Annotated in this window: 14 protein-coding genes; 4 read left to right on the forward strand and 10 right to left on the reverse strand. The window is 39.5% G+C overall.

Annotated features, from left to right (window positions below):
• Positions 1-195: 195 nt before the first annotated feature.
• The 4 genes from H6G75_RS00500 (at position 196) to hetI (ending at position 3,559) form a co-directional block, all read left to right on the forward strand.
• Entirely contained in the window at positions 196-909 is a 714-nt protein-coding gene (locus tag H6G75_RS00500) for a hypothetical protein (protein ID WP_190978055.1), read from the forward strand.
• A 57-nt stretch (positions 910-966) separates the two neighbouring features.
• On the forward strand, positions 967-2,172 hold the full coding sequence (locus H6G75_RS00505; RefSeq protein WP_190978056.1) for a hypothetical protein: 1,206 nt from the start codon (positions 967-969) through the stop codon (positions 2,170-2,172).
• A gap of 243 nt (positions 2,173-2,415) precedes the next feature.
• Entirely contained in the window at positions 2,416-2,808 is a 393-nt protein-coding gene (locus H6G75_RS00510) for a carboxymuconolactone decarboxylase family protein (RefSeq protein ID WP_190978057.1), read from the forward strand.
• Positions 2,789-3,559, forward strand: a complete 771-nt coding sequence (gene hetI, locus H6G75_RS00515) for a 4'-phosphopantetheinyl transferase HetI (protein WP_190978058.1) — start codon at positions 2,789-2,791, stop codon at positions 3,557-3,559. Before H6G75_RS00510 ends, hetI begins: the two co-directional genes overlap by 20 nt.
• A 10-nt stretch (positions 3,560-3,569) precedes the next feature.
• On the opposite strand, the gene H6G75_RS00520 is transcribed toward hetI, so the two are convergent.
• From H6G75_RS00520 to H6G75_RS00565, 10 genes are all read right to left on the reverse strand, one after another.
• The gene (locus H6G75_RS00520) at positions 3,570-4,373 is read right to left on the reverse strand and encodes an SDR family oxidoreductase (RefSeq protein ID WP_190978059.1); all 804 of its coding nucleotides are present in this window, start codon (positions 4,371-4,373) and stop codon (positions 3,570-3,572) included.
• 928 nt (positions 4,374-5,301) lie between these two features.
• Positions 5,302-6,744, reverse strand: coding sequence for a response regulator (locus tag H6G75_RS00525; protein ID WP_190978060.1), 1,443 nt, complete (start codon positions 6,742-6,744; stop codon positions 5,302-5,304).
• A 47-nt stretch (positions 6,745-6,791) separates the two neighbouring features.
• Positions 6,792-9,614 (reverse strand): hybrid sensor histidine kinase/response regulator, encoded by a 2,823-nt coding sequence (locus H6G75_RS00530; protein ID WP_190978061.1) that lies wholly within the window; start codon positions 9,612-9,614, stop codon positions 6,792-6,794.
• A 151-nt stretch (positions 9,615-9,765) separates the two neighbouring features.
• Entirely contained in the window at positions 9,766-10,404 is a 639-nt protein-coding gene (locus tag H6G75_RS00535; RefSeq protein ID WP_190978062.1) for a hypothetical protein, read from the reverse strand.
• A gap of 94 nt (positions 10,405-10,498) precedes the next feature.
• Complete coding sequence (locus H6G75_RS00540) at positions 10,499-11,377, reverse strand: hypothetical protein (RefSeq protein ID WP_190978063.1); 879 nt, start codon at positions 11,375-11,377, stop codon at positions 10,499-10,501.
• Between the two features lie 613 nt (positions 11,378-11,990).
• Positions 11,991-13,505 (reverse strand): thioester reductase domain-containing protein, encoded by a 1,515-nt coding sequence (locus H6G75_RS00545; protein WP_190978064.1) that lies wholly within the window; start codon positions 13,503-13,505, stop codon positions 11,991-11,993.
• A 215-nt stretch (positions 13,506-13,720) separates the two neighbouring features.
• On the reverse strand, positions 13,721-15,370 hold the full coding sequence (locus H6G75_RS00550; protein WP_199337673.1) for a PfaD family polyunsaturated fatty acid/polyketide biosynthesis protein: 1,650 nt from the start codon (positions 15,368-15,370) through the stop codon (positions 13,721-13,723).
• 309 nt (positions 15,371-15,679) lie between these two features.
• Complete coding sequence (locus tag H6G75_RS00555; protein ID WP_190978066.1) at positions 15,680-18,976, reverse strand: type I polyketide synthase; 3,297 nt, start codon at positions 18,974-18,976, stop codon at positions 15,680-15,682.
• A 108-nt stretch (positions 18,977-19,084) separates the two neighbouring features.
• Positions 19,085-20,464 carry a polyketide synthase gene (locus H6G75_RS00560; RefSeq protein WP_190978067.1) on the reverse strand — a complete coding sequence of 460 codons (1,380 nt, stop codon included), beginning with the start codon at positions 20,462-20,464 and terminating at the stop codon, positions 19,085-19,087.
• Between the two features lie 238 nt (positions 20,465-20,702).
• Positions 20,703-22,433, reverse strand: a complete 1,731-nt coding sequence (locus H6G75_RS00565; RefSeq protein WP_190978068.1) for an SDR family NAD(P)-dependent oxidoreductase — start codon at positions 22,431-22,433, stop codon at positions 20,703-20,705.
• Positions 22,434-22,528: the final 95 nt, after the last annotated feature.

Here is a 22,528-nt window from a genome sequence, read left to right on the forward strand (position 1 = left end):
AATACAGCACTTAGAAAAATTGCTACCAAAGAGCAGCTTTATGAAATCTTATCAATTGCTACAATGAAACACCGTAAAAACCGATAAAACTTCAAAGAAAGAAAACTTACTTTGGATCTATGATTTAAAAACTCAACCTATATCTATTAAAAATCCCTATTATTGACACCCCAAGCAAAGATAAAAGGTAAAAATATGAAGATAATTCCAGATTTATCTAGGTCATTTGCGCTGCAACTACTAACATTTGCAGCAATAGCCAGTGCGACAACCTTAAATCATAATTCGTTACCGGCTGATGCCCAAGAAACTCCCACAGAACCACAACCCACAACAGCGCGGATTTGTTCTTTAGATCCTGTGGAATCTTTATTACCACCACCCCAAGCCAAAACCAGCAACTCCCTATTGTCATACCTAGCCGCCGAAGGATTTACTCAAAGCAAAGATGGTTCCTGGGTATGTTATGTCAACGACCCGAAAAAAGAAGGACGTTATTACACCTTATTTAAAGTTCAAGAGCTAAATGGCAAGCTAGTCGGCAGTTCTTTTTTAGATGGTGGGAATTTAATTGAAGGTCAAGATAACCGCACCTTAGATTTTTTTATGAAGCTGATTGAGCATCATCTGGATGGAGATCAAGAGAATCGCCAAAGCATACGTAGATATTTAGAATCCTTTATATCTTTAGTCAAAGAAGGCAAAATCAAAGCCTCCCGTCGCGGATTTTTGTTTGATCAACCCAACCGTGCTTTAGTTGTTTATCACACAATTGGTAACAGTGCAGGAGAACTCAAAGGTACAGCAATTACCCTCAACATTCAAATATCTGATAAAGTCAATGCCAACTCAACCAAAAGTGCAGTACCGACTTCTGTAGGGGAGAATATCCAACCGAACCAAAAATAATACTGATGATGAAATGGCTTGTGAGTGGTGTTTCGTTTATTGACCAGGAGATGTATCTTGTTGAAATCAACTGTCAAAAGCATAGGAATTTCGTTAACGTCTTTGGCAGTAGTATTGTCTGTTTGCCAATCTGCTAACGCACAGCTAAATGTAGGAAAGCGTAAAATCCAAAGAGGACTGGAGCGAGAGTACCTCCAATATCAGCTAGAAAACCGTAATCTCAGTGATGCGTTCGTCATCCCTAGCTGTACTGTGGGTAGTGGTACTGGTTGTAACAAAACTGGCACAGTCCTACAACAATTACTGGCAATTAATGGTGGCCCTAGTTACTACGATTTAGTAATTCGAGCCGCTGGGGGACAGCAAAACTACCAGAATTTCGCCGCTTTTTACGGCAACAATGAACGACTGCCAGAAATTCCTTTCGCATCGTTTTGGAAAAAACAGTCTCCATCAATTGTGGATGGTTATCAATACGTCCTCGGACAGCCTGTTAGCCGCAGTCCGGTGGCTGGTTTGGGTGCAGTGACTAAAAACTTTGCTTGGTCGCCACTATCTAGAGGAGATAATTCTCTTAGTCCCAGAGACGGACTATTAGATTTCAAGTATTCTTTCGGGCGTGAACTCTTGGTTGAGGTATCGAAAATTCCGAATCTCCAACAGCAGATTCGTGATTTAGATTTGCCTCCTGAGATGACGCAGTTTTATTTAAATAACCTCTCTCGTGGGTTAAATGCCTTGAAGACAGGAAATGAAGAAGCATTACAAGAAAGCGTTTTAAGAATCTTTTCCTTTCCCTATTCATCCGACTCAACAACAAGTCCTAACTATGGACGGGTATCTCTTGACACACCAAAAGAGTTAGACAACATTGAAGGTATCCCTATAGGTGGTGAAGAACTCAGCCCCGACATCGCATTATTAGAACCAGACTCATTTTTGCTAGAGTCAGATACTGCCCTTGCTTTAGATGTTGGTACCATAACTGGAAGTGCTTTTAACCCCTTATATCTCAGCCCTGCGCTTTTATTGCTGTTACTCCTAACGGGTGGAGGTGGTGGTAATTCCTCTCGTGCTGTCATTCCTCCAGTGGTTCCACCTGTTCAACCTACGCCCAACCCAACCCCAACCCCAACCACACCACCACCGGTTAGGGTGGATGAACCATCAACACTGACCGCTATACTATTGCTGACACCTTTATTGGGCGTACTCAGCTATAAAAAGCGCACAACCAGAACAAAGATTTGTGTGAAATCTTAAGGGTCATCTTTGATTTTTGAAAAAACTTCAATATTTCTCAGGTTGGCATTTACCACTGTTTTTTAGGTCGGTTGAGAGTTGGACTGCAAATTACCATCCCAGCTATCTTTGATGAATAAAAATCCCTCGGCAAGCTACCGAGGGATATATTAATTAGTACTTTTCACCTAAAAATATCCCACTTCCTTAGAATACCTATTCGTTTTAAGATGAGTATGCCAAAATGCCAAATCGTTGTTATTTATGACTCAGCTGATCGAATACGAAGAAGCCAGCGCCGAAGTTCGTGCAGTTTATGATGATATTCGTGCAACACGACAAACAGATTATATTAATAATTTTTGGAAGGCTTTAGCTAATCATCCGCCGACGCTACAACGCACTTGGCAGACAATTAAGGAAGTGATGACTGGCCCTGGTGAACTTGACCCACTGGTGCGCGAGTTGATTTATATTGCTGTGAGTGTGACGAATGGTTGTGATTACTGTATATCGTCCCATACAGCTGCTGCCCGTGCTAAAGGGATGAATGATGTGATGTTTGGCGAACTGCTGGCGATTGTTGGGACTGCAAATATGACTAATCGTTTGGCTAATGGTTATAAAATTCCAGTAGATGAGCAATTTCAGTCATAATGAGGAGCTTAATAGAAAAACTTTGACTGGCATTAACGATTCATGGCTACCCGCACCCGTAGATTTAACTTTATCAGCGAATGAAGTTCATATCTGGCGAATTGACCTTGATATAGTAGACTCGCTACGAGTAAGTTTTGCTGCAACTTTATCTAGTGATGAACTGACTCGCGCTAACCGATTTCGTTTTGAGGAACATCGCCAGCGTTTTGTTGCGGGTCGTGGTAGTTTGAGAAATATATTGAGTCGTTACTTAAAGATTGCACCACAAGAAGTAAGATTTGACTATGAACCTCGTGGTAAACCACTGTTGGCTGATGATTTAGCAGCGAGTGGTTTGTTGTTTAATTTGTCGCATTCTCAAGATGTGGCGTTGTGTGCAGTGAATTACACAAGCAAAATTGGCATTGATTTAGAGTATATGCGCTCTGTTTCTGATTTGGAGGCTCTTGCTCAAAGGTTCTTTTTACCGCGAGAATATGAGTTAGTGCGATCGCTTCCTCCTCATCAACAACCAGAAGCATTTTTTCGTTATTGGACTTGTAAGGAAGCTTATTTAAAAGCTACAGGCGATGGAATTTCGCAGTTAGAGCAAGTAGAAATATCTCTCACACCTCAGCAAAGTGCTAAATTGCTCACATCTGAAGAATGGAGTCTTGTAGAGTTTATTCCTGCTGATAATTATCGTGCAGCTGTGGCTGTGGCTGGTTCTGCTTTGGATTTTAAATATTGGCAGTTCACGGCCAAATAGCCTTGAATCATTATTTATCTTCCTGCATACTTCTGACAATTTTTGGTACTAGCCTTCTGGGTACAAATCGAACAATTTTGGCAAGGAATTTATTCATTAAACCAGGAATGACCAAGGTTTTGCCGTTCATTAAAGCATCATAACCAATTTGGGCGACTGTTTCAGCATCCATCATTTTTTGCCGCTTCACCAATTTGGAATCGGCCATTCCGGTTCTTTCATGAAAGGCTGAGGCGGTTGACCCTGGACAAAGCACTGTCACAGTCACACCTGTACCTTCTAATTCGTTGGCGATCGCTTCTGAAAATGATAATACATAAGCTTTGGTAGCAAAGTAAACTGCCATCAAAGGCCCTGGTTGAAAAGCCGCCGCCGATGCTACATTCAATATTTTGCCATCTCCTTGTTGGAGCATATCTTTCAGGAATAACTTAGTTAAATGGGTAAGACAGACTAAATTCACCTGAAGCATTTCTAATTCAGCATTTAAGTTGGTGTTACGGAATAATCCATAAGTACCAAAGCCAGCATTATTCACCAGTACATCAACTTGAATATTTGCTTGCTGCAACTCTCGAAAAATTTCCTCTGGTGCTGTGGATATCGCTAAATCTTTGACAATATCTTTGACAGCAATCGAAGATTCTTGTTGAAATTTCTCGGCAACTTCTGTAAGCTTGACTGCATTTCTATCTACTAATACTAGATTATAATTATTTCGAGCAAAAATACAGGCTAATTCGTAACCAATTCCACTTGCAGCCCCAGTGATTAGAGCAGTTTTTCTACTCTTAGCTTGGTGTGTTGTGTTCATATTAGAAAATTGGTGAACTTAAGTTGCTTAATTTTGTTATCCCAATAGAATTCAGTTGTCAGAATTCAGGATAAATTATGTAAAAATCCGCAGATTAATACATGGTAAAATGCAGCAATAAATTTAAAATTTACGATCTAAAATTAGCGACTGATGTGAATCAACTACTAATTGACACTTCGACTACGGGGTCAGAACTGAGCTTATTCTGATAGCAGGAGGGCGTAGTTGAGGTGTTGATTTTGATTGCTAACTTCTGAATTCTGGGTGCTGAATACTTACAGATGTTTAACCCTGATATCCGCACAAGCTTTAGTATTTAAACTATTGGATAGGTAAGTAAGTAATTACTCACATTAATGAACCAAATTTTACGCTGAACAATTTCTATCTTATCCTCAACTGTGAAATTGATATGTCATAGATGAACCTTTATCTATAAAATATGACGTTTAAATATTACTATTATATTTTTTCACTATGTAGCAGGTGATATGTTGCGGGCTACAGATTATACTATTTTATTTTAAAAATGATACAGATATGAAAGCTGCACCTCGACTTACCTCGACTTCGCTCGGCGAACAGAAGCAGAGGTGCAGAGAAAGTGATTTATATCAGTAATTTTGTGAAATGATATTACAGGTTATAAATTACTTGGTGTTGTTTATATTTCTCGATATTGTCAGTAATTTGGCTATTACTATACTGTGAGATTTTTGTTAATGATTAAATATAATTCCACAGCCAGAATTCAGGATAAGACAAATGATTTTTTTTACACTAAATTGAATATTCATCTGTCTACAATGAGTGCAGATGTTGATGAATAATATTGGAGGTTTGAATTCTGACTTCTGGAGGTTGATGTAAGAGTTTTTCAAGTTTAAATTTCTAGCTGGCTTGCAAGGTCAAATTTGCTCATTGATTATAAGTTCAGCATTACAGGTATGGCAGAACCGACAACTTTTTGCTTGACTAAGCCTGTATGACAAACTTGTGGCTGTTGAATGGGAATTTCAATGATAAATTCTGCACCTTGCTCTGGATGGGAAAGACAGCGCAAACTGCCATAATGTAGTTGTGTGATGATTTGATGACTGATTGACATTCCTAACCCTGTACCCTTACCCGCAGGTTTGGTGGTAAAGAAAGGGTCGAAAATTCGTTGTTGAATGTGTTCTGGTATTCCTAGACCATTATCGGCAATTTTAATGACAATGCGATCGCTTTCTACCACCTCGGTATGAATCCGAATCATTGGTGACGGCACATAACTAGGATAATTTTCCATTGCTTCTGTTAAAGCATCAATGGCATTGCTCAAAATATTCATAAACACCTGATTCATTTTTCCGGGATAACACTCTACCTTGGGCAAGTTGCCATATTCTTTGATTACCTGAATTTTTGGCTGGCCTTGTTTTCCCTCAAGGTGTCGCTTGAGAATCATAAGTGTGCTATCTATACCTTCGTGAATGTTGACCACTTTGACTTCCGCTTCATCATGGCGAGAGAAGCTACGCAAAGATTTAATAATGTCACAAATTCTCTCAGTCCCAACTTCCATTGAAGAGAGGATTTTCGGTAAGTCTTCGAGTAAATATTGCAAATCGATGTCTTTCGCCTTTGCTTTAATCTCCGGGGTAGCGTCAGGTAATTGCTGTTGATAAAGTGCAACTAATTCCAGCAAGTTCTGGGTATAGCGACTGACATAGTAAAGATTGGCATGGATAAAGTTAACGGGATTATTAATTTCATGGGCTATACCCGCCACTAGTTGACCTAGTGTGGCTAACTTTTCTGACTGTACCAGCTGAACTTGAGCTTTTTCTAAGGTGGAAAGTGCATCAGTAAGTTTTTGGGTGCGTTCCAAAACCCTTTGTTCTAATTCTTGAGTTAACTTTTGTAAAGCTGCTTCGGCGATCGCCCGTTCTTGGATTTCTTGTTGGAGACGGAGATTTTTCTCTTCTAATGCTAAATTCAAGTTTCGCAAATTCACATGGATTTGTACCCGTGCTAATACTTCGGCTTGCTGAAACGGCTTGGTAATATAATCAACAGCACCTAAAGAAAGACCTTTAACTTTATCTACCGTATCGCTTAAAGCAGTCATAAAAATGACAGGAATATCTTGTGTCTGTGGATTTTGCTTGAGTCGGTAGCAGGTTTCAAATCCATCAATCCCTGGCATCATGACATCTAATAAGATTAAGTCTGGTGGATCGTATTCAATTTGCTCAATAGCACTTTCACCACTGGTGGCGACTGCAACTTCAAAACCAGCGTCAGTCAAAGCTTCGGAAAGTACCTCTAAGTTGGTAGGAGTATCATCTACAATTAAAATTAAGTTTGTTTCTTGAGTCTGCACAAATCTTTCCCTGATATTTATTCAAATTTTGATGCTTTGAGTCATTTTTATTGATAATCTCTTTGAAGTATTCTTTCGAGAAAATCTCTAATTTCCTTAATGTGGAAGCCTTGGGCTAGATGACGAACATACTGTACAAATAGAACATAGCATTCATCCATTTTTTCAATAGTTTCTAAATGTTTATGAATAGCTTTTATCCGACCTTTTAAGGCTAGTTCTTTTAAATAATTCAATTCTGCCAGTGGTGGGGAAATTATTTCGGCTTCATTGAGTTTGTGAGTATTAGCAGGTGCGATCGCTTCAGAAGTTTGCTCTTCATAAATCCATTCCAAGCCTAAATGTTTCTGTAATTGATTGAGTAGTTCAGAAAGTTGGACAGGTTTAGCCAGAAAGTCATCTGCACCTGCATCAAAGCTTTTTTGTTTATCATCATCAAAGACACTAGCAGAAGAAACTATCACCTTGAGATTTTGCCCTTCTAAAGAGTTTCGCACATCATACAACATCTGATATCCATCCATTACAGGCATACAAGCACCTGTAATAATTAAGTTAGGCTTAAATTCAATAGCTTTTGCTAAAGCAATTTGACCATTTTCTGCTTCTGCTAATTCAAAACCAAATACCTCTAACAAATTAACAAATACAGAGCGATTTTCAGCAACATTATCCACTATTAATATTTTCTTTTTGTCGCCTTTATATCCAATAATTTTTCGGCTTTGTGAACTTTGAGATATATCGATCCATTCTTGAGCTTTGGCTACTTCTAACTCAAACCAAAATATACTCCCCTGACCAATTTTACTTTTAACTTTTAAATCACCACCCATTATAGATAAAATTTTATGACTAATTGCTAATCCTAAGCCTGTGCCTTCTGATTGCTTTTTGATACTACCTGCCTGTTCAAAAGGTAAAAATATGTTATTTAATTCTTCACAATTAATTCCTATACCTGTATCTTCTATTTGGAAGTGAATATGATAATTTGTTGATAGCATATTTATATCATCTGGGTGAAACTGATGTCCAGAAAAAATTACTTCTACTTTAAAAACTACTTTGCCAGTATCGGTAAATTTGATAGCATTACTTAACAAATTAATCAGAACTTGCCGTAAACGTTTTTCATCTGATTCGATAGCGATAGGTAGATTTTTATCGAATTCATAGATAAATTTAATTCCTTTTTGTTCAGCTTTAATCAGACATATTTCAGCAACTGCTTGGAGAAAATTCAGGAAATTAAATTGTGTCGGTTGTAGTTCTAATTTTCGTGCCTCAATTTTAGAAAGGTCAAGAATATCATTTATTAAAGTTAACAAATGAGCAGCACATTGATTAATAATATTGATACCTTTTAGTTCTTTCGCTGTGAGATGTTTTGAACCTTGGAGGATTTGAGCATAACCGAGAATACCATTTAAGGGTGTACGTAGCTCATGGCTCATATTTGCTAGGAATTCACTTTTGGCTTTATTGGCACTATCAGCATTTTCTTTTGCTTCTCTGAGTTCCTTAGTGCGATTTTCAACTCGGATTTCTAGTTCTTCATTAGTTTTAGATAAAGCATTGAAAGATTCACGTAATTGGGTAGCCATCATGTTGAAAGATTGTGCCAAGATTCGCAGTTCTTTAACTTGAGATTCCTGGACTTTTTGGTCTAGTTTACCATTGGCGATCGCTTCTGAAGCTTGACTTAATTGCAAAATAGGTTTTGTAATCCATTCAGATGTATAAACCCCAAGCACAATAGCTAACCCTAAAGCTAATAAACACAACAGAATCGTTGTATTAGTATTAGCATTAATTTGCCCCATGAAATCCTCTTCAGGAACCACAACCACCATTAACCAATCAAGTCCCCATTCATCCCGCCAAGGAGTAATTTGAACAAACTGACGTTTTCCCTGGAGTAAAAAATTAATTTGCTGAGAATCATTAATGTTCTCAAAATTTCCAAAATGTGCAGTCAAATAGTTTGTAGTTGCTTTGATTAACGGATCTTTACTATTTGATGCTAACAAGCGTTGCGGTTTCTGATTTTGGATACTGAAGGGTTGTTCATCACTGGAACTAGCAATTAATAAACCATTATGTTCAATAATAAAAGTTCTACCAGTTTGGCTAACTTTTAACTTACCTAAGAAATCACTAATCTGTGAAAGACGTTGTTCGGCTGCAATGACACCAAGAAATTTTTTATTTGAGTCATAAATAGGATGACTAGCTGCAATAGATAAATTAAAAGGTGGAACTAACCAGTTATAAACTGGACTCCAAGTTGATTTTCCTTGGGTTGCGCCTGCTGCATACCAACCTTCATTTTTGGCGATAAATTCTCCATTATCTTGCACAATTTTGAGCCGATTCCCTTGACTATCAGTTGACCAACTATATAAATGATTACTACCGTGATAATTGTTAGGAGATAATTCATCAATAGTAATGCGATGATCACCAAAAAGATATCCAGTTGCGATGTAATCACCTGTTTGGAAACCTAAAAGTATATAGCCAATATTGAATGATTTCAGCCGTCTCCAGAAAAATTTTCCCAGTTGTTGTTTGTTTTGCAAATCTAACAAGCCCATATCAATTACATCGTTAGTGAGTATAACTACTTTTTGCGGAACCAGCATATAACTATCTAAATGTTGGTCTATGCGTTCGCTGACTTCAGTTAGTAATCGACTGGCTAATTCGTTCACAGCTTTTTGCCCATTGCGTAATGACAAATATCCTGTTAGCCCTACGGCGATAATGACTTGTAGTACAAAAGGCACAACCAGCATCAAACGTAATGAAATTTTTTGATATTTACAGTCTTGATAAGTTTTTCTAGAGAGCAGCTTAGATGACATATAAAAACCTGGTTTGATTACAGAATATGCTAGTATCTTCAGTTAATGAGCAGAAAAGATAAAAATTAAGTATGAATTATATATATGATTTTATTTTTTACTAGAAATATTCATATCTGGCTATAGAGAAGCTGGGGAAATGTTTGGTTAATTAAAATAAGAATTTCTTACTGTTATTGATTTTTATAATTATGTGTCGTTTATATAATTTGACTTGATGATAGATACGAGGACGCAGAAGTAAAAGAAATATGCTAAGAGTTGAACCAAATAAATACAGTGGATAAATTGAGAAAGTCAAAGACCAATTTTTTAGAGCAAACAGGTTAAGTGTATGTGCCGACAGAAATAGAGACCATGTGAAAATATCTTCTGTATATGGCTGATGGTAGGACTTTCTGATGGTTGGTAATGCACCTAAAAAATCAATGCAGATATTGATGACGAGAGCAACAATCGGAGAACTAAACCGCCACCAAAGGATAAGACTAATACCAGCAGTTAATAGACACCATCGGTCAACCCTGTTCCAACCACCTTCACCATATTTAATCCCAAGAATAGCAATTATCAGATGACCAATTGCAGAACAAACAGGAACCCAAATTGTATTAACTGCACCAGATGAGTAGTAGCTAAAACAAAGGATGAATCCGACAACTGTCCAAATGCACCAAGTGACTCTGTTAGGCCGAGTTTTCTTTTGATAGATACTAAATATGTAGGGTAAAAAACCTAAAAGCGAGAGAAACCCTGCAACTATACCAATGACTTCTTGCCAATGAAACATGATTTGTGATGAATAAGTAGTAGATGCTATGTGAGAAAATTTCTACATCAACGTTAAAAGTGAGTATATGCACCCTGGAGCGATCGCCAGCAAGTTATACAGAAACTAAATTATCTGTCTCTAGCGGTTCTAGCAATTGCAGACATTCCCGATAAATTTCTCTAAATAAATGCTGCTGTAACTCTGTAAATGCTTGATAACCTTCCAGCACCCACTCAATAATTTGCTGCTCTGATTCAGGCCGATACTGAACTACCATATTCAAGGCTTGCAAAACATGGTCAAAATGTCTAGCTTCTGCGCCGGAACCTTCATGTTTACCGTGAATGACAACATAACACCAAGGATCATAACGATGACCGCGAATTGCGACAGGAGTAGTGTTTTCCTTGAGGTAGCGGTCAAATCCTACGCCTTGATTTTCATACCGGATAATCATATCCAATAGTGCGTACTCGCGATCGCCCAACATTTCGGAAGCTGTATGAAATCCCAAAGAACGAATCAAAGAAACAGCATCGCCGGGAGTTCCTTGGTAGCCAGTTATTACAGCTTGCACAATTTCATCCAGCCAAGCTGGAGTCTGAGAAAGTTGATTACGTTCCTCGACGGAAATTTCTGCATAGTCTCCGACTGTCTTTAACAACAATTGAGCCAATTCTCTATGGGTGATACCATAAGCTCCTTCATCAGATGCTGCAATCATAATCTCAGCAGAAATTTGAAAGCCACGATCTGCTTCTTCAATCGCCGCAATTTCATGATCAGTAAATAAATAACGAGACATCGCAATTGAACTCGCAAGCCGAGAAATTACGGATGATGTGTAGCCATTAAAATAAGTATAATGTTGCCAGAATACATACAAAGCAGCTGGATTATGTGCAACCAAACGAATAGTAGACGTTATTGTCTGTTCTAATTCGGCAAAGTCAAAAGCTTGCTTAAAAAAAGTCTCAGAGAAGATTTCCATCAGCTAGATTACTTCAGAATTAATACCAAAGTGTGTCAGGTTTAATAGTGACATTAATGTAGTTTTTGACTAGATTGGTTTACATCAGTAATCTAACTGCTTTTGATACATAGGTTCAATTTCAGTATTTGCAACTTTAAAAATTAAATCTATTTAAAATAAGTTCATCTCAAAATTATCTATACTAAATTTAATTCCTAAATTTTTATTCAATCTTTATATAAAAAATATTCAATATACTGCCGTGTTCCTGAAAGCATAAAAACAACACTTAGTTTTGAGTGTGATTTGTAAAACATACCAGCCTCTATAAATCAAAACTAAAAAAATATAAATTTTATGTGATAAAAATTTTGAAGAGCTAATATCTTTGATATTAAGATTTGATGTAAATCAACTTGACGATAAACAGCAATATTCCTGATATAGCATGAGATACAAAAAACCCAGTCTGGATAACCAACTGGGTTTTATATTTTTAACTAATTAGTTGGCTAATATATGGTTATTTAACATATTTTTGATAAGTTTACTTAACTGAGAAAAATATGTTTTTAACCACCAATAGCAAACATCAACAGATGTAACACTGTGATACATCACAACTAAATTATTACAAAGCAAGACTCAAGAAGCCGCTTTCAATTAAATAAGCTGTGTAGGTCATAAACAACTTCGAGTCAATTGGCGGACAGGAAATCCCACTACCAGCTAATGCTTTCACTGTTGCTTCACAGCTAATTGTTGGTCTTCTTGCTTGCAGATACAAATCGGGAATTGTGACTTGTTCGTCAGACCAGCGTTCGAGTAAGAATGGGCGCAGAGTATATAAAGGATTATCTGGTGAAGCAGCATTTTTAATCAACTCTGCTTGCCATTCATCGTAGGGGAGAATTTGAACGGGATAACCGAAAGAACTCACCCACTCAACTAAGAATTTTAAAGAAACTGGGTTGGGATGTTGTAAGTGGAAAGCTTTACCTATCGATTCTGGCTGCATAGAAAGATAGACGATCGCTTTACTTACATAGTCTACAGGAGACATATCCAACATATATTCTACGTCGGGGAAGCTACCCATTTGCAGACAACCCTTGACCATTAAGTTGATAAAGTCGTGGGTGTTACCAATACCTGTGTTGCTGTCTCCGGCGATTAATGGTGGTCTGTGAATTGTAACAGGTAAACCGCGATCGCTGGCAATTTTCACCAACTTCTCAGCCACCCATTTTGTTTGCGAGTAACCGAGGAAAATACCTTCCCAGTGGCTAAAGTCATCATCTTCTTTCACCACCTTACCCGCGTAATAAGGTGATTCAAATACAGCCACGCTAGAAACGTAATGTACTGGCTTGACCTTGATTTGACAAGCCAAGCGCAATATTTCTTGAGTACCTAAAACGTTAGCAGTTTTCAGTGCTGAGTAGGGATAAACGTAGTTCAACAAAGCAGCACTGTGATAGATGGTGTCAATGTTGGTAGCTAACGCTTGGAACAGTTCTGCACCAAGGCCTAACATTGGTTGCGACAAATCACCAATGACAGGAATAATGCGAGGATCTAACTCATCCTGACCAATTCCATACTGTTCTAGGTTCTTTTGCAGCTTGTTTTTACCGTCTTGGAGGCTGCTGGCGCGTACCAAGCAATACAATTCTGCATCGGTTTGTTCTAGCAGTTCCCGGATGATGAATGCGCCTAAAAAGCCTGTAGAACCCGTCAAGAAGATTTTCTTGGGTTTGTCGATAGGTGTGTAAACAGCACCACCGGGGTTAATTGTCGGGTCGAGGACTACTTCAGCTTGTAAATCGAGAGTGGGGATATCAGCGATCGCATTCCCACTCGTTTGCTTTACAATTCCTGTATCTTGCACATCAGACTGTTCTACTAATTCCTCAGCTAAACGCTCTGACAAAGATGCAATATTAGGATAATGCCACAACAACAAAGGAGATGGTTGAAAACCCAGCAATTCCTCTAATTTACTTACTAGAGTCATCGCTTGTGCTGAGTCTAAACCATAGTTTTCGAGATTTTCGTGGATATCAATTTCGTCAGTTTCTACACCTACTAACTCAGCGAGGTTAGACACCATCCACGCTTGAATATCTGCTGCACTATAAGACATTGTTACCTCTGGGAATTATTGACAGAACAAGGAAAAAGTAAAAAGTTAAAAGGCAAAAGAAAGAAAAAGAAAAATGATCACAAGCACTTAAATTAATCTATGGAAAAAATAAAAACATTTATTTCGATATGCGTCGCACGGGAAATAATATGTCCTTATTAAATCCCTTAAATTTCTTTATGGGCATTATCTTTTTACTTTTTACTTTTTACTTTTTACTTCTTAAAAACTTCGGGACGATACTGAGTGTAGTAATCGGGTATTTGCAAACCTTGAATTTTTAAATTTTGGATGCGATATAAAAATGCTGCGCCCTTCATAATCTGGTCAGCAACATCTACAACGCGACGATTTTGAGGTTCAGCTAAATAAGAACCGCGCACCCAGTCATTAAAACCACCCATCGCCGGGCCGCACCAAATTTGATAATCAACTTCTCGACCTTTTTCACCAGCAGTTGACCAACGAGAAGATAACCCTAAATACCAACGGAAAATCAAAGCCATCTTCAACTTAGGATTATTCACAGCCTTACCCAATTTTTCAGGATTTTTCTGTGATAAATAAGCAGCCGTTCCTTCCCAAGCTTCAGCAATAGTTTTCCGAAAAACTTGTTTTTCTAACTTCTCTCTTTCCGCCGCCGGAATTTCTTCAATTGAGTTATAAGTGCGGTACAATTCATACAATTTTTGCGCTCGCATCGGGAACATCGTACCCCGTTTCAGCACTTGTACTTTCACACCCATTTCAAACATATCGCCTGCGGGAGCCATAGTCACATCAGCCATTTCCGCCTGTGCTAATAGTTTTTTGGTATGTTCACAAGCACCAGATTCAACACAAGCTTGATTGATGGAACCAGTAACTACATAAGCAGCACCCATCATAAAAGCTGCTAAGGTTGATTCTGGGGTTGCAATTCCCCCGGCTGCACCAACTCTAATTGGTTGGGAATAATGATATTTAGTTTGAATTTCATCCCTTAAAGCTATGAGTGAAGGAAGCAAACAAATCAACGGACGGTTATCAGTATGACCGCCAGAATCAGCTTCTACCGTAATATCATCAGCCATCGGCACTTGTTCTGCCAATCTCGCTTGTAAGTCGGTAATTAATCCTTGTTCAACTAATTCTTTGACAAGCTTAGTTGGTGCTGGCTGCATAAATTTACTCGCAACTTCGCGGCGAGAAATTTTAGCGATGACCTTATTTTTGATTTCAATTTGATTAGCAGCATTTAAACTTAACCCAGCAACACGATAATACACAATGTTGGGTGTTAAATCTAAAAATGCTGAAGCTTCTACAACCTTCACCCCATATTTTAAATATAAATCCACAGCCCGACGTTCAATCGCCATATCATTAGGGCTGTGAATTAAATTAAAAGCGTAGGGGCCATTTGGTAAAGCTTTTTGAATTTGTTGAATTGCTGATTCTATCCTTTCGGGAGGTAAACCACCCGCACCAAAAGAACCTAAAATTTTCTCTTTTCCTAACGCAATCACCATTTCTTCTGATGCAATACCACCAGCCATTGCACCAGTCATATAGGCATATTTCACACCATAGCAAGCGAGAAAACTAGGGTCGCCTAACTGTTGTAGAGAAATTGGCGCAAGGGAAGCGATTAATTCTAATTGGGAAGTTGTATTATTATCAGCAGGATATAAATATCCTTCATTTGTAATGCCAATCTTACCTGCAATTTTAACAACGTAGCAAGGTTTATCTAATAGCAGTAATTTATTTTTGATAGCTTGCTGTTCAAAGCATATTGTTTCTAAATTGCCTTTCCAAACAAGATTGTGATTGTAGGTATAGGCGGGGAATTTTAAGCCATTATCTTGGGTGCTGAGTGGCATATCGAAGGTCGTCACAGTAGTTATCCCTCGGATTGTTAATTGCTGATTTTATTGTTGTGGTTAGGTGAATTATTTTTTTTGAAACGAACCGCAAAGGGCGCGAAGAGCGCGAAGGGAAGAAAGATAATAAAGGTTGGAACTGACAAAATTCTCTTTTTCAACTTTGCGTACTTTGCGTACTTTGTGGTTATTTAAAAAATTATTTTCATTACTCAATTAGAATTGCTATAATTTTACTTTCTTAAGAAAGGTCTAAGAATAAAGTGTTAAATCTTTATCCTTAAACCATGAGGTAACGTGCATTCAAGCTTATTCTTTGAGCAAATCTTCCGCGCAAACTAATTGCAATTGAATAATTTCACGCATCTGCTGACTAAAATCTTGGCGTGCTTGTAAAAAAGCTGTATGTGCTTGAGTTATCCGAGCATTATTAGCATTCAGCTTTTGACAGTGAGAGGTATTTATCTCCAGCATTCTGATTAGGGTATTTAAATCTTGATTGGTAGCAGATGCTTGTGTTGGTGTGGCGATTAACTCAGAAGATTCTACTTTTTCTGCTGCTGTAAAACCGTGTTCAATGATATTTTTCATTGAAACTTCTGCATTTTGCGTTAGAATTTCACCGCCTAAGATTTTATGAGTATCTTGCAGCGATTTGATGATATCAATCTCATCAGGTAATGGTATATTTGAATGCAGATTTTCAGGCTGAATTCCTTTCGTTTTTCCTGGTAAATCTTGGAAAAGTTTGCGGTTTTCTTCAGTCAAAATACTGGCGGTGATTGATTCACCACCGACGGTAACAGTGCGTAAGGTAGCTTTATTTTGTTTAGGCGCAGGTGTGAGATTGTAGAGTGGAGATAAATCGACAGCTACGCGATGGCTGAGAAGTTTTGCTAGTGCTTTGACAATGGTAGTGTGGTCATCCATACCCCGACGGTTGAGGGATACGGTGATATGGTCTTTGTCTTCGAGAATTTTATCAATCCAGCGCGAACAAACACCACCCGCACCAGCTTCGATGAAGATTCTCGCGCCGTCGTCGTGAAGGCGGTTAACTAGGCGAGGAAAGTCTAATTGTTGGCATAGTCCGGTGGCGATGCTACGAGCGATCGCACCACTCTCTAGTACAATAGGCTGATATTCAGCCGCAGAATAAAAGGTTACACCTGCTAAATTCTGGGATGGCAAAGTATTTAATTTGACTAACTCTCCATACTCCGATCGCATCGTTTCACAGTGGATAACGTGATCGAAAGGAGCCGTAAAAGAATTACAACCCAAGGCTGCAATGACTCGCTTACAAGCGGCAGGTTCACCAGCAATTAAGACTTCTTCCGGTGTATTAATTTGCGTGAGATAAACTTGTGGCTCGTTCTTGATAGCTTCCTGTACCTGTTCAGGACTCGCCATCAAAACGAAGTTACCCCAAAAGTTCTTGTCTGAATTATCTGTGTTTGGCAAACCCCAAAATTCACGCACCGCATTTTTCGGGCCAGATAACCTATTTCCAAACAACGCCGAGGAGTTGAAAGAATTACTACCTTGGAAGAAATCATTCCAAACTCCTTGCGCTACCATCATGCTGGTTTCACCCAAGCTGTAACCGAATACATACTTCGGCTTGAGTTGAAAGTCATCACAAATAACTGTGGTGAGCAGTCTGGTAAAAAACATTTCCGCTTCAAACATTGCTAAAGAATCATCTAGCAATTGCTTTTCTAGAGTCTCTAGCTGTCTGAGGGATAACTTACTCAAACTTCTGGGAAAAACTCGTAGTTCTACATCCGCTACCCGCTTATTCAGACTCTTCACCATGTAGTCGTTGAAGATTCTAGGGAATAGGCGGAAGAGATTTCGACCCATACCGACGTATGAATTCACCGCCGCCGGATACACATAGGCAATTTCGCCATGCTTTCCGAGAGGCTTGGGAGTGAAGTAACTACCTATAGGTGTTTGCCAGTCTGTACCTTTTTCAAATGCCGTTTTAATACCCTTACGCGCCGACTCAATTTCTTTGAGGAGTTCTTTTTTATTCCGTCCGTTAATGGCGATGGCGTATTGTGCTTGGGAGTTGGCTTTGTATGCAGCAAAAGCTTGACTTGCACAGTCGGATAAAGAAGAACTAGTTTCAATACTCTTTTGCAGACTATCGAGAGCCGAAAAAATACTCTCCCTGTCGTTAGCAGTTATCGGGAACAGATGATATGACATTTGTTCTAGATATCGGCTAGGGCGTTCTTCTTGCGTGGGGTCTTCCGAGATAATCACATGAGCAAAAGTCCCATCACAACCCAGTCCATTAATTGCAGCTATCCGACGGTCAGAGTCTTTACCCAAGAACCAAGGACGAGATTCTGTAGCCACATAAAAAGGACTATTTTCCCATTGTTGGGGTGTTTTCACACCAGACCAGTTAGGAGTACCAGGAATGTAGCGATAGTAAAGACACAAAGCTGTTTTGATTAAGCTGGCAATTCCCGAAGCTACTTGAGTGTGTCCGACATTGGCTTTGACGCTACCAATAGCAGAGTGCAAACCATGACCTACTGATGGGTATGTTTGCAATAAGCCTGTGATTTCGGTTTCGTCTTCTTGGGGAATACCACTGGCGCAAACCTCCACATATTTCACCTGAGAAGGTTGTACACCTGCGCTATGGAAGGCTTCGTTAGCTGAATTGACGAGAGATTGTCCGATACTAACAGCATCAATGGTGGCATAAATGCGATCGCCATTCGCTTGCGCCACATCGTAGCGTTTAAGAACAACTACACCAGCACCTTCACCCACATTCCAACCGTTGGCTTTTTGGTCATAACTCAACGTATTGACACCAGTGTTTATCTTGGCAGTTTGATTGCGTAACAACACATTCTCTACACCACCAGCCAAGTCAACAGCACCAACAATGGCTGCATCAGCTTCGCCAGTCATCAGTAGCATTTGCGCGACTTCCAAAGCTTTAAAAGCCGAAGTCTCTACAGCCGTGAGGGTGAAAGCAGGCCCGGTGAAGTTCCACAGCGAAGAAATACGACTCGCCATAATGTTAGCGATGTAGCTTAAATACTCACCAATTTCTACTTGTTGGTGAACGCTATCCTTAACGATGGTTTCTAATTGAGTAATCTTTTCTGGTGGTAAGGTAATTTCCGCCGCATTCAAACCATCTTTGACTTGCCAAGACAAATCCCATCTTTGCTGTAACTGGTGGACAGATAACTCTGTTTCAGCAGCAATAATTACCGCGACATTACCACCTTCGGGTAGATTTGCATCTTTGATGGCGCGTTCTGCAACCTTTAGCAGTAATAGTTGTTGGGGGTTGATTTTTTCGACTTCGTTGGGAGGAATTTTATAGGCTAAAGTATCGATTTCAAAGTCTTTGATATATGCTCCAACGGGGGGTTTGCCTTCAGCTAAACCGTAGTCTTGGAGTAAATCTTTTTCTGTGTCGATGCCATACCATCTTTTTTCGGGTAGAGGTATGAAGTGTTGTTTACCGTCATAAATACTGCGTTCAAAGGCATCTAAGTTATGGCATTCGCCAAAGAAGGCATCCATGCCAATAATGGCAATTTTGTTTTTATTATCTTGGGTCATTATTGAGTACCTAAAATGAATTTAAACGAACCGCAAAGAACGCAAAGAGCGCGAAGGGAAGAAGGCAAGAAGAGAAAATGAAGCTTACGCGAAAAACCTCTAAAACTCTTATTCCTTTGTGTCCTTTGCGTCCTTCGCGGTTTTCTCCAAAATAATGTGTGAATTAGTTCCACCAAAACCAAAGGCACTTAAGGCTACGCGTTTAGTCGAATTATTGTTAGGCCAAGGTGTTGTAGTTTTAACAATATTTTTGGGTGAAATGACAGTATTTTCTGCACCGATGGGTTCGTCAACATTAATTGTGGGTGGAATTACACCATGATTCATGCTGTAAATTGCTTTGGTTAAACCCACCATTCCAGCACCTACTAATAAATGTCCGACGTTTGATTTAGCAGAACCTACTAAAGGTGATGCTTTGTGTTCACCAAAAAAGCTTTCTACAGAACTACATTCGGTGGTGTCGCCTAAGAGTGTGCCTGTAGCGTGACACTCTAGATAATCAATATCTTTGGGGCTGAGTTGGGCTTCTTGATAAGCTCGTTCGTAAGCTAATATTTGTCCTTTGGCGTTGGGACTGAGTAGGTGTTTGCCTCTACCATCGTTGGAGAGTCCGTTACCGCAAACAGTAGCGAGAATATTATCACCATCTCTGACAGCATCACTGTAGCGTTTGAGAACTACCATACCGATTCCTTCGGAGGTAATTAAGCCGCGTGATGCTTTATCTAGGGGACGGCTAATTCCGTTTTCTGGATATCCTTGAATACCAGAAAAGAGCATTCGTAAGAATAAGGGGTCTGAACAGCTAATTGCACCAGCCAGCATTAAGTCGGCTTTGCGTGTTTGTAGATAGTGGGATGCTAGTTTGATGGAGTAAAAGGCTGAGGAACAAGCGGCATCTATACAAAAATGAGTGCCTGATAATGAGAGAGATTGAGCGATGAGGGCGGCTGGTAAACCAGATATCATCGCGTTGTAGGATGAGGGTTTGCTGGTTGGAGGGATGGCGGCTAAATGGAAATCTTGATCTTGGAGAAGTTCGGCGATCGCACCATCAATTGTGCGACGATAAATGGGGGATAATAATTGATTGGAAAGTTTTGTCGGTAGGGCAAGGGTTCCTAAAATTACGCCGCATTTGGCGAGGGCTTGTTGATTACCTAAATAGCCACTATGTTGTACTGCTTGTTTAGCTGCGTAGAGTGACCATTTAAAGGTGTTATCTAAGCTATTTACTAATGTTGGTGGTAGGTTGTATTCGCTGGGGTCGAATTGAAAGTTGCGAATAAATCCACCTTGGAGGAAGTAAATTTTTTCCGGTTTGCCTTTAGCACTGTCGTAAAATATTGTGGGATCAACACCAATTTCGGCGAGTGTAACTTCTGAGGTTGAGTTTTTTTGGTCGGTGATATTCTGCCAAAATTGTTCGGGATTATTTGCGTCGGGGAAAAGGCAGGATATACCGATGATGGCTATTTTTTCCACTGTTGTTTTCCTCGTTGGGGTGGGTTTTTGGATTTACGGTGTTCCCCGGAGTGGAAAGTTTATGTCACGCAGAGGCGCGGAGAGTGGGAAGGTGTGTTTTCCCAGAGTATTTTTTTTAACGAACCGCAAAGGGCGCAAAGAGCGCAAAGAAGAGGAGACTAAAGAGAGATAGATATGAGTATACTATTGCTATTTTAAACGCAGAGTGAAGGGAACTTTCATCTGCGTTTACCTGCTGTTATTTATTCATCATTCTCATAGGCCAAATTACTGCTTTGGCTCCGAGGATGCGGGAGTAAATTTTACCTTCACGGTCGTGGATGTAATAGTCGGAGGTTACGCCTGTGGCTGTTTTTGCTTTGACTTCGCAAGAAACGTAGAAGATTTCATCGCAAGGTAAGGCGAGGAATTGTTCGGAGTGGGTTAGTTGTCCTGGTAAGCAAATTTCTTGATGGAAATGGTTTAGCCAAACCCATAATGGTTGTGTGCTTAAATCATTACAATATGGGTTGTGCCAATTGATAGGAAATTGCCCTTGTTTTTGAGCAGAAATTGATGCCCAATAGCATTCGGCGGTGATTTTTTCGGGGGTAATGTTGATGACTCTGGTGATTTTTTGGAATGCTGGGCCGTGGAATAATGAGGAGCTATCTTTTTGATAAAAGTCTGTGCCAGTGGTGGTGATGATGTTATCTTCGGTGAGGTTTACTGATTCGTAAACTGGGGCTTCTGGCATTTTCCGCACGATTTTAATATTGGCGCGGAAGTGATAATGGGTTTTGCCTTCTGGTGTTTTACTTAAGATTGTGGTTTGTAATTCGACAAATTCAGATTCACTTTTTGCAAGTTCTTGAATTTCCAGAATATGTTCGCTGACGTTGGAATTAGCGAAGGTAATTCCTTTGAGAACTTTGAATTCTTTACAACTTAAATAGCGATAACCTGGATGTAATTCTTCACAAGCATTAATCATCCAAGACATGGCGCAGGTTGCTGGTAATACGGGAGAACCAGCGATGACATGATCATATAAGAAGGGATTTGCTTCTAATACGATGCGGCGACGAATGCGGTAGCTTTTGAGTTCTGCATCTAAGGGTGCGGGTGGGCGAATTGTAGGGCTACCGATAACTACTTGGGTAGAGTCATGGTGTGCTGGATGCAGTTCATTCACTAGCATTTGTGCGCCGATATCTACAGGGATAATATCAATTCCGCGTTCGGCGAAGGCTTTTTTGAGTTCTGGTGTCACCATCCCGCTATCCCAGCCGCCCCAGTTGATTGCAACTACGTGACAATTGGGATGGTTTTGTTTGAATAGATGCGCTGATTTGTTGAGAATTTCGTTGGCGATCGCATAATCAGATTGCCCAATATTACCGTAAAATCCAGTTACGGAGGAGAAAAATACTAATTGTTCTATTTGGTTGGGGTTAACGCAATTCAGTAGATTTTCTAAGCCTTGAACTTTGGCGGTATAAACTTTTTCAAAGTCTTGGTCGGTTTTCTTTTCGATTAATTTATCAGCTAAGTTACCAGCACCGTGAATAATGCCAGTTATTGCACCAGTGCGTGCAACTGTGGCTGCTAGTTTTTGTTGTAATTCGGCAACATTTGTCACATCAGTACTCAGATATTCAACTTTCGCGCCTGTGGCTTGAATCTCTGCTATTGTCTGTTTAATTTCTCGGCTAGAAGCAATTTTGTTATATATTTTCTGTACGCTTATGGGTGTAGGTTTTTCACCTTGCGCGAGCAGATTTTCCATGATGCGTTTTTTTAATGCAGCATCTTCAAAACAATCTTTGGCGAAGTCTGGTTCGTTTTCTAATATTTCGGAACGACCAAGCAGAATAAATGTACAAGGTTGTTGTTGTGCAAGTTTTTTAACGCAGAGGGAGGTGATTCCTTTCGCACCGCCACTGACGAGAAATACTGAGGAGGAACGAACCTGAGTTGCTGTTGTCATATTTGTTTATTGAAGATTTAGAATTTAAACGAACCGCCAAGACGCAGAGGACGCGGAGAGAAAGAGTTTGCGCCTTTGCGCCTTTGCGCGAAACT

The organism is Nostoc sp. FACHB-280 (genome assembly GCF_014697615.1).
Classification (GTDB): Bacteria; Cyanobacteriota; Cyanobacteriia; order Cyanobacteriales; family Nostocaceae; genus Nostoc_B.

Excerpts from the sequence above, each read along its gene's own strand:
- H6G75_RS00540 (WP_190978063.1), bottom strand. The coding sequence starts at position 11,377 with ATGGAAATCTTCTCTGAGACTTTTTTTAAGCAAGCTTTTGACTTTGCC.
- H6G75_RS00535 (WP_190978062.1), bottom strand. The coding sequence starts at position 10,404 with ATGTTTCATTGGCAAGAAGTCATTGGTATAGTTGCAGGGTTTCTCTCG.
- hetI (WP_190978058.1), top strand. The coding sequence starts at position 2,789 with ATGAGCAATTTCAGTCATAATGAGGAGCTTAATAGAAAAACTTTGACT.
- H6G75_RS00545 (WP_190978064.1), bottom strand. The coding sequence starts at position 13,505 with ATGTCTTATAGTGCAGCAGATATTCAAGCGTGGATGGTGTCTAACCTC.
- H6G75_RS00510 (WP_190978057.1), top strand. The coding sequence starts at position 2,416 with ATGACTCAGCTGATCGAATACGAAGAAGCCAGCGCCGAAGTTCGTGCA.
- H6G75_RS00550 (WP_199337673.1), bottom strand. The coding sequence starts at position 15,370 with ATGCCACTCAGCACCCAAGATAATGGCTTAAAATTCCCCGCCTATACC.
- H6G75_RS00520 (WP_190978059.1), bottom strand. The coding sequence starts at position 4,373 with ATGAACACAACACACCAAGCTAAGAGTAGAAAAACTGCTCTAATCACT.
- H6G75_RS00565 (WP_190978068.1), bottom strand. The coding sequence starts at position 22,433 with ATGACAACAGCAACTCAGGTTCGTTCCTCCTCAGTATTTCTCGTCAGT.
- H6G75_RS00500 (WP_190978055.1), top strand. The coding sequence starts at position 196 with ATGAAGATAATTCCAGATTTATCTAGGTCATTTGCGCTGCAACTACTA.
- H6G75_RS00530 (WP_190978061.1), bottom strand. The coding sequence starts at position 9,614 with ATGTCATCTAAGCTGCTCTCTAGAAAAACTTATCAAGACTGTAAATAT.
- H6G75_RS00555 (WP_190978066.1), bottom strand. The coding sequence starts at position 18,976 with ATGACCCAAGATAATAAAAACAAAATTGCCATTATTGGCATGGATGCC.